The sequence below is a fragment of the Cryobacterium sp. PH31-AA6 genome (assembly GCF_030063195.1).
In the GTDB taxonomy this organism is placed as follows: domain Bacteria; phylum Actinomycetota; class Actinomycetes; order Actinomycetales; family Microbacteriaceae; genus Cryobacterium.
The window spans coordinates 46,748-58,361 of sequence record NZ_JASISS010000015.1 but is presented as its reverse complement, the minus strand read 5'-3'; the positions used below and the strand labels follow the sequence as shown (position 1 = coordinate 58,361).

At 62.3% G+C, this 11,614-nt stretch carries 7 protein-coding genes; 2 read left to right on the top strand and 5 right to left on the bottom strand.

All coding sequences use genetic code 11. From position 1 onward, the window contains the following. Positions 1–216: 216 nt before the first annotated feature. The gene (locus tag QMG61_RS11405) at positions 217–420 is read left to right on the top strand and encodes a hypothetical protein (RefSeq protein WP_283494451.1); all 204 of its coding nucleotides are present in this window, start codon (positions 217–219) and stop codon (positions 418–420) included. Between the two features lie 682 nt (positions 421–1,102). On the opposite strand, the gene QMG61_RS11400 is transcribed toward QMG61_RS11405, so the two are convergent. The 5 genes from QMG61_RS11400 to QMG61_RS11380 all read right to left on the bottom strand — a co-directional run bounded on the left by QMG61_RS11400 (position 1,103) and on the right by QMG61_RS11380 (position 8,390). Then, positions 1,103–2,401: a cellulase-like family protein gene (locus tag QMG61_RS11400; RefSeq protein WP_283494450.1), complete on the bottom strand. Its 1,299-nt coding sequence runs from the start codon at positions 2,399–2,401 to the stop codon at positions 1,103–1,105. 59 nt (positions 2,402–2,460) lie between these two features. Further along, the gene (locus tag QMG61_RS11395; protein ID WP_283494449.1) at positions 2,461–3,405 is read right to left on the bottom strand and encodes a carbohydrate ABC transporter permease; all 945 of its coding nucleotides are present in this window, start codon (positions 3,403–3,405) and stop codon (positions 2,461–2,463) included. After that, the gene (locus tag QMG61_RS11390) at positions 3,402–4,298 is read right to left on the bottom strand and encodes a carbohydrate ABC transporter permease (RefSeq protein WP_283494448.1); all 897 of its coding nucleotides are present in this window, start codon (positions 4,296–4,298) and stop codon (positions 3,402–3,404) included. The genes QMG61_RS11395 and QMG61_RS11390 overlap by 4 nt, the downstream gene beginning before the upstream one ends. A gap of 69 nt (positions 4,299–4,367) precedes the next feature. After that, the gene (locus QMG61_RS11385; RefSeq protein ID WP_283494447.1) at positions 4,368–5,690 is read right to left on the bottom strand and encodes an ABC transporter substrate-binding protein; all 1,323 of its coding nucleotides are present in this window, start codon (positions 5,688–5,690) and stop codon (positions 4,368–4,370) included. A 657-nt stretch (positions 5,691–6,347) separates the two neighbouring features. Further along, positions 6,348–8,390: a glycoside hydrolase family 2 protein gene (locus QMG61_RS11380; protein WP_283494446.1), complete on the bottom strand. Its 2,043-nt coding sequence runs from the start codon at positions 8,388–8,390 to the stop codon at positions 6,348–6,350. A gap of 278 nt (positions 8,391–8,668) precedes the next feature. Between QMG61_RS11380 and QMG61_RS11375 the strand changes: the two genes are divergently transcribed. After that, entirely contained in the window at positions 8,669–11,608 is a 2,940-nt protein-coding gene (locus QMG61_RS11375) for a DUF5107 domain-containing protein (protein ID WP_283494445.1), read from the top strand. Positions 11,609–11,614: the final 6 nt, after the last annotated feature.

Genomic DNA, 11,614 nt, shown 5'->3' with positions numbered 1-11,614 from the left:
TGTGTGTGAGTCGTGTGAGTCTTGTTGTATCTGTGAGTCTTGTGAGCTTGGGCACCACCATACCTGCCCGCACCGGCATTCCCGCCGCCAGGCAACGGATCCCGGCGTGTACGCGGACCTTCTGCGGCTGGTCACTGGAACACCCTGGGCGCGTGATGGCAGGGCCGTGACGAAACCCGGCAGAATCTGAAGAACCGATGGATTGGATGGAACGCGATGAGTTCACGGAGCGACGCATGGCCTGGGAACCCACCCGCTGACGTCGAGGCGTTCATCCTCGAAACAGTTGACATGCTTCACGACCTCGACGACACCAGCCTGCACGAGCTGACACCACTTTTCTATGAGCACGGGTACGAGCAAGTAGCGCATTCCCTCCGAGAACTGCTCAAAATGCTCGGCCACGACCCCGACGCGTAACTCGGTTTGGGCGCCGCGTAGGGGCCGAGGAGACAGGACTAATTGCAGGCGCGTTGCGGTAACAAATAAAAAAGCCCCGGTTGTGTCGCCTGGGGAAAGAAGAGCAAGAGAACCGGGGCTAATCGTCGGAGTGGGGGACTCCGATGCGTAACGCTACAGGAACGGTTCCTGCTGACGGATCCGGCTCGCCCAGGAACAGCTCGCTCCCACCGGAGAGGGCATTTTGGCGATCATTGTGCTGTCCACGGCCGGACAACTAGTTGGCGGTGTCGCGTGTTCCAGGGCTCGACGGCGGCAGCGTGGTGTTCGCGATTAGATGCCTCTGCTCACGTTGGCGCTGTAGGGCTGACAGCGATCACGGTGCCCGCTATTTCGGAGACCAGGCGACTGAGCTCCAGGAGTTCCAGCGTGAACATGCGCTCGATTTGCGCACGCATCTCGACGCTCACGGGCGGTTGGGGTTCGAGGCCGGCGACGATGATTCTCAACGGATGGACAGCCCTGTTCGTGGAGGCCTGCGACCCGCCACGAACCAAGCCCATCTGACCACCCAATCCCCACAGCACAACCAAACCAGGAACACCACCCGCAGCAAGGCCGGACGCATCGCCACGCCTACCAGCCGAACCTCAGATCCAAAACGCGGTGACCCGGCTTAGCCATGTAGACCGGTGGACGAGGCTCAGACGGGAGCGGGGGCCTGGGCGGGCTCGCCCAGAAACTCGGTGTTGAGCTTCAACTGAAACGCCACATTTCCCCAGCCCGGGTGGTGCGGAGCAGAATTTGATCCGACGATCGTTCCCCAATAGCCCAACTCCTGGCAGCGCTGCACGGCGAAGGCCGCGAGGTACTGACCGATCGGTCCGTCCTCGAACTCCGCGTCGAGAGGCGTGTAGCCGATCCAGCCTTCGCCGACGGCAGCGGGCAAGCCTCGATGGCCGGCCCAAGTCGCGACGGCCCGGAGCCTCGTATCGATGGCCTCCTTCATCGCAATCTCGTGGTCGCCGAACGCTCGGTACAACCATGCATCCCACTTCACCGGGTCGACCCAGTCGAAGGCGTAGAACATGCTCGTGGTGATCCCGGTCGCTTGGAGGCGCCACGGTTCGATGGAGGTGGTCCAGTCGTCGAAGTCGGGGGCGTCGTCCCGGAGAAGGGACTTCAGTTCGGGAGTAGGGAAGATAGGGGGCGCCACACGAACCTGTGCCCACGCCTCCAGCGCGGATAGCACTCCGTAGACGTAAAAGTGAGCGTGCGCGACCTGGGCGTTCTCGGGAACCGACTCGAGATCGAGGTGGGGCGGGACCCCGTAGCACACCGTTGACAGCACGTCGGGATGGTCCAGCTGCAGGATGTCGAGGGCGTTGACCAGGTACGGCTTCTGGGCCCAAAAGGTGTCGAGTCCGTTCCACGGCACTTCGTCGAGGCGGGAGAGGTCGACCTCGTTGTGGATCTCGACGTACGCGATGCGGTGACCGAGTCCGGCGGCCTTGACGAACGAGACCAGCTTGGATTCGGCCCGGGCGAGGGCCGCGTGTCGCTCCGGCGGTGCGATGGCCCGGACCATGTCATGCCAGGACGAATCTGCGAGGAAGGCCGGGCTCTGCTGGTACTCCCATGACGAGACGATGACGAACATGTCGTGGCGGTCAGCGGCTTCGAACAGCGCGAGCAGGTGGGCCCTGCCGTCAAGCGTGGCCCCGCCGGCAGCGTCGTACCAGCGGGTGCGTTGACCGGTCTCGCCGCCCATGTTCACCATCTTTAGCACGCTGGTATCAATGGCGTGCTCGCCGAACAACAGCAAGGGTGCTGCACAGATGCGTACGGTGTTGTAGCCACGCACCTTGGCCTCGGCGAATGCGCGGTCGAGATCGTCGAAGGGCTCCCCCGGCATCGTCTGGGTGTACCAGGTGAAGTCCCACAACGAGATTGTGAGTCGGTCGGGCAGGTGGGACGGGGTACGAATGGAATCGGTGTTCATAGAAATTCTTTCTGTGAGTGCGAATGAGCGGTCAGGCCGCGGATAGGTCGAGAGGTGCCTCAGCCTTTGACGCTGCCTTCGGTCAGGCCGGCCTTCCAGAAGCGCTGCAGGCTGACGATTGCGATCATGATGGGGATGACCGACATGAAGGCTCCGCCGATGGCGAGCTGGTACAGATCGGGGTTGCGGTCGGAGACGCTCTGCCAGCTGACCAGGCCGAGGGTAATCGGATACAGGTCGGGGTTGGAGAGCATCACCAGCGGCAGAAAATAGTTGTTCCAGATGCCAATGAACTGGAATAAGAACACCGTCACAGCGGCCGGGGTCATCAGACGCAACACTAGGGTGAAGAAAATGCGTGCCTCACCCGCGCCGTCAAGCCTGGATGCCTCGAGAAGGGTGTCTGGCACGGCCGCGGTCGCGTAGATCCGGCCGAGATAGACGCCGAACGGGCTGACCATCGACGGGATAAGCACCGCCCAGTAGGTGTTGACGAGACCCAGCTGGCTCATCATGAGGAACAAGGGCAGGGCGAGGGCTGTGCCGGGGATCATCACCCCGGCGAGGATGACGTTGAACCAGAATTCGCGGCCGCGGAAGACGAACTTCGCCAGGCAGTATCCGGCCGACATCGACAGGATGGTGGCGACGATCGCGCCAACTCCGGAATAAAGGATGCTGTTGAGGCCCCAGCGCAGGTAGATTCCGCCGTTGTAGGTCAGGACGTTTTCGAGGTTCTGGAACAACTGGGGCTCGCTGAGCACGAACCCCGACGAGCCGAACAGGCTCCCCGTGGATTTCGTGGCGGCGATAACGAGCCAATACACAGGGAAGAGGAAGTAGATCGCAGCGACCGCGAGCCCGACCGGCAGCAGGATTCGTGCGGGTCCGCTGCGCCGGGAGCCAACCTTGCGGGTTGGCTTCGCCGGCTTCGCGGTGCCCGTCGTGACGGCTCGTGCGGATGAATCGAGGGTGGATGTGTCGGGGGTGGATGTCTCGGTCATGCGTTCTGCCTCCGGCCAATGAGCTTCAGGAATCCGAAGGAGAAAGCGCACGCGACCAAGGCAAGGAGCACCGATTCGGCGGCGGCCAAGCTGTAGTTGTTGTTGGTGAAGGCCTGGTTGTACGCAGCCATGTTCGGGGTGTAACTGGAAGTGATAGCGCTCGATAGCGGTTTGAGCACCAGCGGCTCCGCGAAGAGTTGCAGAGTCCCGATAATGGTGAACACGGTGGTCAGTACGATCGCAGGGGCGATGAGGGGGAGCTTGATTCGCGTGATCACCTGCCAGGAACTGGCGCCGTCGATGGCTGCCGCCTCGAAGAGGTCTCGGTCGATCGACTTGAGCTGGGCGACGATCACGAGCATGTTGTATCCGGCGTACTGCCAGATGACGATGTTGGCGATGGACCACAGCACGGTTTCCGCGCCGAGGAAGTCCAATTGCAGCCCGAAGACCTTGCCCAGATCGATGACCGGGCTGATCCCGGGCGTGTAGAGAAAGCCCCAGAGCAGCGATGCGATCACGCCGGGTACCCCGTACGGCAGGAAGTAGGCAGAGCGGAAGAGCTTCACTCCGCGCGCCGATGCCGCATCCAGCATCAGCGCGAGCGCCGTAGCTAGGACGATCATGAGCGGCACCTGGACCACGGCGAAGAGAAGCACCCGGCCCAGACTGCTGACGAAGCCGGGGTCGCTCAGCGCAGCAGCGTAGTTCCGCAGGCCCACAAAGACCGTGGTGCCGCCTCCCTCGCCGAACGCTCCGGATCGTGCCGTCGCTGTCACGCTCTGGAAGAGGGCGTAGCCGAGCGGAAAGACGATGGTGGCTAGGAAGAGCGCGAGGAACGGCCCCAGGAAGCCGAACACGGCGAGGCGCGTTCTTGTACGTGTGGATGTCATGGTGACGCTTTCGTTCGATGTCGAATCTGGGGTGGAGGGGCCGGCTCTGTCCCAGCCCCTCCTGAACGCCTACTGCCCAGCTCTAGCCTTGAGGCCCTTGTCTTCAAGGGCTTTGATGGTGGCACTCTGCGCGGCCTTCACGGCATCCACGAATGTGCCGTTGCCGGCGATGGCGGCCGAGAAACCGTCGTTGAGGACGGTGTAGGTCGCGGCCGTCGTGGGGATCCAGCCCCAATCGACGTCAACCGCGGCGTCGGATTCGGCGAATACCTCTTGGTTGGCGTTCTGCCCGCCGAGGAAGTCGTCGGGCTGATTGAGCGCGGTGCTGGCCAACGCGTCCTTTGCGGCCGGCCAACCGTAGCCACCCTCGACGAGAAGATTGATGCTCTCCGGATCGCTGTTCAACCAGATGGCGAACTCCGCGGCGGCTTCGGCGTTGGGCGTCCCGTTTAACACGGCAGTTGTCGAGCCACCCCAGTTTGCGCTGGCGAAGTCGCCGGTCGCGTCCCACTGTGGCATCGGCGCAACGCGCCAGTTCCCTGCCGTGTCCGGAGCGTTTCCGGCGATGATCTCGCCGCCCCACTGGGCGGACGGCCAGGCCACGATGTTCCCGTTCTGTAGCTCGCTGTACCACTCATTGGCGAAGTCGGGGATCGTAGCGATCAGGCCGGCTTCCCTCAGGCCGTCCCAGTACTCGGCGACTTTCAGCGTCTCAGCCGAGTCGATGTCGACGGTCCAGGTGTCGCCATCCAGGCCGAACCAGTTCGCGCCGGCCTGCCACGCAAGTGCCGCGAACCATGCGGAGTTCTGCGGCGGGAAGGTGTTGATGTATTGCGAGGGGTTCGCATCGTGAATCGTCTGGGCCGCGGCCGCGTACTCGTCCCAGGTGGTCGGCGTGGCGATGCCTAGTGAGTCGAAGATGTCTGCACGGTAGTAGAGCCCCATCGGTCCTGACGCTTGAGGTACGGCGTAGATTGTGTCGTTGAAGGTCGACTGGGAGATCTGCCAGTCGGAGAACGTGTCCTTCACGTCGTCCATCCCGAGCGGTCCGAGGTCAACCAAGCCGTTCTCGAGAATGAACCCGGGCAGCTCCTGGTATTCAACCTGGGACAGGTCCGGCGCGCCGTTTCCGGACTTCAGTGCGGCGTAGATCTTGGCGTACGTACCAGAACTACCGGCAGGGGTCGCCTCCAGATTGACTTGGATGTCGGGGTTTTCTGAATTCCAGAGGTCGACTGCTTTGTCGACTCCGGGTACCCAGGACCAGAACGTAAGTTCTGTGACGCCGCCGCCTGCGGAATCCGTAGATTCGGGCGAACCGCCGCTGCAGGCGGCCGTGCCGAGGACCGCGGCTACCACCACCGAAACGATTGCTGCTTGCCGTAACCTCATTGTTTACTCCTCATCGAGATGGTTGACACAGACCAGTATTTGATCAGTTGTCGAATGAATGTGAGTGCGTCCCGCCGACCAAAGAGAGCAAGGGAATCCAGCGGCTTCGGAATCGGGTGTGTTACCAGAGTAGGAGCGACGAAGGCCGACTAGCAGCAGTCTTCCGATGGAGAATCTGGACAAAACAATGGACCCGCCATCGTTAGTGGGCATTGTGGTCACATACTGACCGAAGCCCCGTTTAGAGGATTGAGTCCCAATCGATCGACTCTAACGGCACCTGGTTAGTCGGATCTGACTTGCCCCGCGTGGACGCTGTTCATCGAAGGCGGAGGGTGTTAAGCCCTGTTTGTGAAGCCAGATCTAAACACCGTCCTGAACACACCGTGCGTCCATCTAGACGATCGGACTATCCCCGAGCTGGGGTTTACCAGGCGGGGCCGTCCCTGGTGGCCGCCGTCCCTGACCGACATTGAGTTGCTCTGCCTTGTCATCGCCCAACACTTGCTCGGTATCGCCTTGGACCGGAGATGGATCCGCTACGCGAACACGCACCTCCGGTCTATGTTCCCGACCAATCCCGGAACGTGATCCGCCGAAGCGCGGCGCGAGGTCTCCAAATACTCCGTGAGGCCGGCCACGCTTCGTATGCTCGGCTCAGCGTGCGGTCGGTGCGATTTGAGGCAGTGACGCATTCTTGAATGTTTCGTAAACCAGCTTCCTCGTCCCATCAAAAGACAGAAGACCGAGAACCGAAATACCGTTGTAGGACTGGTTATATCCTGCTCGCTCCTTGTAATCCTTCAGGACCCAATGTGCGTAACCGGCGACATAGTCCGAACGATCCACTACTTGGTCCCAATGCTCCTGAAAGTACGCAGCCTGCCATTCTTCCGTTCCCTGAACCTCGGGCGAGCCGTGGTTGCCGGGTAGGGACCATGTCCCATTTTCGGTGATCAGGATCGGTTTGTCCGGGAACCGCTGATGGACGTCGTCGATGGTTGGGCCCAGATCGCTGCTCGCTCCGTAGAAGTAGCCGAAGTACTCGTTGAACCCAATCACATCAGCAATATCGAAGGCTGGATCGTTCGAGGTGGATGACGCCCAGGTCACTGGTCGCTGAGTGATGTCGACGGCTTTGACGGCGTCTTTCATGTCCTGAATCCAGGCCCGGTAGTACGTACCCCCAGAGTCAATCTCGGATTCATTCTGCAAGCCCCAGAGAACGACAGAAGGGTTGTTGTGCTGGTTCCACGCCATCATCGAGGCAAGCGCCCTGGAGAGCCCGTACTGCTCGGTCTGATGGCGAATCTGTGGCGTGTTGAGCCACATATTGTCCAGGTCATCCATGATGAGCATGCCCTCTTTGTCCGCCCACTCGTACACGTACGGATGGCGGTTGTAGACGGAGTTCCTGAGGAAGTTCGCACCGGCCCCTTGTGCGGAGCTCAATTCGCGATCGAGGTCTTTCACAGTCATCGCGCGTCCTCGCTGAGCATTCTCCTCATGCCAATTGAGTCCTTTGAAGAACTGCTGCTCGCCATTGATATTGATCGCTGAGCCATCGACCTGAAGGTCGCGCGCCCCGTACTTGGCTGTGAGCTGGTCCTTCTTCCCGCCTCGCTCATCAGGAATAAGCCGCGCTGTCGCTTCGAGCATCGTCGGGGTCTCGGGAGACCAGAGGGGGGCGTCTGGAGTTGGCCCTGAAACGGATACCACGGCGGTCCCGCCGGCTTCGATCGAGTACCGGTCGGCCACTGGTTTCATCCCCGTCACCTTGCCTGGATCGACGGTCACCTGGCCAGTTACGCGATCATCGGTCATGTTCTCGATCACTACCCGCCCGTCGAAGGTGGCACCGTCTGCGGCAACGAGGAGCCGGCTGATGGTCACCTCTGGGGTTACTTCGAGCCACACAGAACGGGTGATGCCCGCGTACGGCCAATAATCGACCGGTTTGTAGGGGATCGCGGAGTCATCCGTCACTGGGTTTTCCCCGGTCGCGTAGTCCGGATAGGAGGGGCCTCGGTACACCCGGACGGCGATACTGACGGGTTCGCCCGCTTGAATCGCGTCCGTTGCCGGTATGGAGAACGGAGTATTGCCGCCTTCGTGAGTTCCCAAAAAGGTCCCGTTCACCCAAACGTCGGCGCGGTAATTGACTGCGAGAAAATTCAGTCTTATGTCCTGCTCGGCCCAGGATGCGGGAGCAGAAAGGTCCGTTCGATACCATGCGTATCCGTCGGCGAAAGCCGTTCCTTGCCCGAAGCTGGCACCGTCGTATGACGCAAACTCCGGGGTGTCGTAGAGGTCCCATGCCGCTGGAACCTGCTCCTCATCCCACGCCTTCTCATCAAGTTTTGGGTCGAACCACTCCTCGCTCAGACCGCGATCTTCGGGGTCGAACTTGAATCTCCACTTTCCGTCAAGCGACTTATAGTCCCGGGTGGGCTGCCGGTGATCCCATCCGTCGAAGGACGGGACAACCCTCTCGTACTGCTTGACGACATTGGTGCCATCAATCAGTTCGATTGCCGTTCCCGCTGGTTCCGCGGCCCCTTGAGCGGGTCCTGTCGCTGGTTGGGCAGCGGCAGGGCCGGCGATGAGAGCGGAACCGCTGATGACTAGGGCCATGGTTGCGCTGAGAGTGAGCGTTCCCAGCCCTTGTCGGCGTGTGCATGGCTGTTTCAGGTTGGTCATTGGTGTCCTCTTGACAGTGAGTAGTTGAGGGCGCCTCCGCACTCAACCCTGAGTACTTCCCAACGCTAGTAACCGATGAGGTCACGGGTGAATGCACGTTCCAGCTCGCAACTATGGACAATCCAACTGTCACCAACCTGGCAACCTCCGAGAGAATCGCTGCAGGCGACTCCCCTGACAAGACCGCGCATGGGCATCTTCGAAATCAGAGAAATGTCCAGATTACTTCCGCTCTTCTGCTATTCCCGTGGGAGGGAGTGGTTTTCTAGTCTGGCGATATGCCTACAACGATCGATGCGTCCATCACCCTCGCTGACGCCCCCGCAGTCCTTCAAGCTCGAATCGACGCCGGTGGTGCCGTCGCGTGGAGTGAACCACTGGTCATCTCGACCTATGCCCCCGAGAACGCCAGTGAGTATCCGATGTACCTCGACCGTCGGGTCTACCAGGGGTCGAGCGGCCGCGTGTACCCCATGCCCTTCACGGAACGGATCGCGTCCGCCCCGGAGCCGCGCGAGTGGCAGGCGGTGCACCTTGAGAACCGCTACCTGCGCATTGTGGTCCTTCCAGAGCTCGGCGGACGCATCCATATCGGCTACGACAAGACAAACGACTACGACTTCTTCTACCGCAACAATGTGATAAAACCGGCTCTCGTGGGCCTCGCCGGGCCCTGGATGAGCGGCGGTGTGGAGTTCAACTGGCCTCAACATCACCGGCCGGCAACGTTCTTGCCGGTCGAAACATTCATCGAGGAGGGGGCGGACGGAAGCGTCACCGTCTGGTGTAGCGACCACGACCCCTTCGCCCGGATGAAGGGCATGCACGGAGTGAGGCTGCACCCCGACCGGTCCGTGGTCGAGCTCGTCGTACGGTTGAACAACCGCACCGATGAGCGTCAGACGTTCCTGTGGTGGGCGAATGTGGCCGCGCTGGTGCACGAGGACTACCAGTCCTTCTTCCCTCAGGATGTCCGTTACGTCGCCGATCATGCCCGCCGGGCCATCACGGCTTTTCCGGCGGCCGACCGGAAATACTACGGGGTCGACTACCCCGCGTTGGCTGCGGAGCGACCCGGTGCTGACCGGATCGACTTCTACCGCAACATCCCGGTGCCCACCTCATACATGATCGTGGATTCGCAGGAAGGCTTTTTCGGCGGGTACGACCATGCGAAGGAGGCCGGTTTCGTGCACTGGGCCGACCGACGCGTCTCGCCCGGCAAGAAGCAGTGGACCTGGGGCGACGCGCCGTTCGGGCACGCCTGGGACGACCTGCTCACAGACGCCGACGGCCCCTACATCGAGCTGATGGCGGGAGTGTTTACGGACAACCAGCCGGACTTCTCCTGGCTGTTGCCCGGAGAGACGAAGACCTTCTCCCAGTTCTGGTACCCGCTGCCGGCCATCGGCGTGGCGCACCAGGCGAATGTGGACGCGGCTGTGCACGTCGATATCGAGAAGGACCGGATCTCGGCCAGTTTCGCGGTTACCCGCGCCGTCCGTTCCGGCACACTGCGGATTGCGACGGCGTCGGGTGTGCTGCTCGCTGAGCGCGTCACCACCCTGGTACCAGGAACGACGCACCATATTGCGGCCGAGCTGCCCGAGAACATGGCCCCGGCCGACGTCATCATTGAGTTACGCGATGGAGACGGCGACGAGATCCTCACGTGGCAAGAGGGCGTGGTCGACGAAGGCGAGCCGGATGTGGCGCTCGAGCCAGCACTTCCGACAGCGACGGCCTCCATAGACGAGTTGTACCTGACCGGTGTGCACCTCTCGCAGAATCGGCACCCGACCCGATCGCCACTGCCCTATTGGGAGGAGGCGCTGCGTCGCGACCCCGAGGAGTCGCGCGTGAACCTGGCACTTGCCGATCACGCCTACCGCGCGGGTAGCTACGACCAGGCCTTGAGCTACGCCCGAACCGCACTGAAACGGCAGACGCTACGCAATTCCAACCCTCGCGATGCCGAATCGTTCTACCTGCTGGGGCTGATCCTGCAGCGGTTGGGATCCCGACGCGAAGCTATGCAGGCATTCGCCAAGGCGTCGTGGGACGGCGCCTGGGCAGCAGCCGCAGGCTTCGCGATGGCTCGCCTGTCCGCCGCAGCCGGGCTCCCTGCGGCCGCCCTCGCTGATGTCGTCGCCCTCGATGCGATCGTCGGCGAAGACTCCCGCCGCCGAGCGCTGCGCATCGTGCTCCTGCGCAGACTCAACAACCACGACCAGGCAGCCGCCGCGCTCTCCAAAGCGCTGGCGATCGACCCGCTCGACGTGCTCATCCGTTTTCTGTCCGACGGGTCTCTGCCGTCGGATGGCGGTCTTCTGGTGGATCTCGCTGTCGACCTGCGGGAGATGGGATCGACCGAAGCTGCACTCGTCGTGCTGGAGGCCGCGGGGGCGAGCGAGGTAAGCGGGGCGAGCGCCGTTCGTCCCGTGGCTCACTACCTGAGTGCGGCGTTACTCGACTTGCTTGGTCGCACCGATGAGGCCCGGCAGGCTCGGGAAGATGCCCGTGCGGCCGACCGGCGGTGGGTCTTCCCAGCCGGCCTCGACGCGCACGACGCTCTGGTAGCCGCACTCCTCGCCGAGCCGGACGATGCCGTGGCGGCTCATCTGCTCGGCATGCTGCTCTACGACAACGGCCGACGCGACGAGGCAGCGGCCCTATGGTCGCGGGCCATCTCGGCCGGGCTGCAGGATGCGGTTCTGTTTCGCAACGCCGGACTTGCTGCGTCCAACGTGCTGGGCGACGAGGAGCAGTCCTGGCTGTATTACCAGAAGGCGCTTGCCCTCGCACCGGATGACGCCCGACTCCTCTATGAACTCGATCAGCTCGCCCTGCGCCTCGGTCATTCATCGGGAGCGAGGCTCGAGCGGCTCGAACAGTCGATCGGGGTTACGCTTTTGCGTGACGACCTGACGGTGGCGTACACCGAACTGCTCGTGGACGACGGGCGCGGCTCCGAAGCGGTGGTACTGCTGGAATCGAGGGCCTTCCAGCCCTGGGAGGGTGGCGAAGGCCTTGTTCTTGGTGCCTGGGACCGCGCCCGCACCGCGGTGGGGTTGCCGATTGTTGACGTGCCTGCGAACCTCGGTGAGGGCCGACCGGTCGCGGTCCCGCCGGCCGCGGTGCGACCGGACGGCGTCACCGACTACTTCGCCACGAGCCTTCCGGAACAGTTGCTCTTTCACAATCCTCAGCTGGACTGAAGGATC